At 48.7% G+C, this 821-nt stretch carries 1 protein-coding gene; it reads left to right on the top strand.

From position 1 onward, the window contains the following. A partial coding sequence (locus EXE42_RS18670) for a hypothetical protein (protein ID WP_158293723.1) occupies positions 1-396 on the top strand: 396 nt, incomplete at its 5' end. Between the last annotated feature and the right edge of the window lie 425 nt (positions 397-821).

Genomic DNA, 821 nt, shown 5'->3' with positions numbered 1-821 from the left:
CTTCGGCTGGACACCGAAGATTCGCTTCCGCAAATTTTCCTCGACACGTTTGTTGAGGTTGATACAGATAGTGTAACAAAAGACAAGGAAACAGATGAGTTCACCCCCCAGAAGACCCTGCGCGAAGCCTACAACACATGGGCGAAGATCATCGAGTATGACCTGTGTAAGAGGGGTGACATGCCGGCAAAGAGGTTGGAGAAACTTGGGCATCAGCCGGTTGATGGAGCTGGTGGACTGGCCTCGAAGATCCGCTACCACACTGATTACGAAGCCACCTCTAGTCAAGTAGAACTTGACGACGGTTCACGTCCTCGCGTTCTGTGGGGATACAGGCTAACCGAACTTGGGAAGCGACTCCTGAGTTTCGCTCCGGCATTCGATACCGACGAGTAACGACTTGTGTTCCTCCGTCTTTCATAAGCAATTGGATAGAGTAGTGTGCCGTTGTAGATCGGACTAGATCCTCTAGTTAAGAGAGTGGCTGACTACCGAAACTGAACTCGGTAAACTTCGACTCACGTAGATCACCCGGATCACGATTCACGGTCAACAAGTGAATTCGCCCGCAGCGACTCATCCAAAGTGATGGTACTATTCACGGGGGCTACAATATAATGAAAATAAGCAGAAGGAACGGCTTCACGGGGGTATCAATTCTAGGGAATACACCCTCGTGAGTGGTCTCAAAAATCGCAAGATGGAAGCAAGATCACGGGGGGTACTCATACAACCATGAATACTTTATTTCGTTTTCTAAGTGCCATCTGCCGTATGGGAAATACTAATATGTGAAAATAACCAGAAGGCGTCGAGATCAC

Origin of the sequence: Halorubrum sp. SP3, from assembly GCF_005435195.1 — an archaeon.
GTDB classification, from domain to species: domain Archaea; phylum Halobacteriota; class Halobacteria; order Halobacteriales; family Haloferacaceae; genus Halorubrum; species Halorubrum sodomense.
This window is presented reverse-complemented; position numbering and strand designations above follow the sequence as displayed.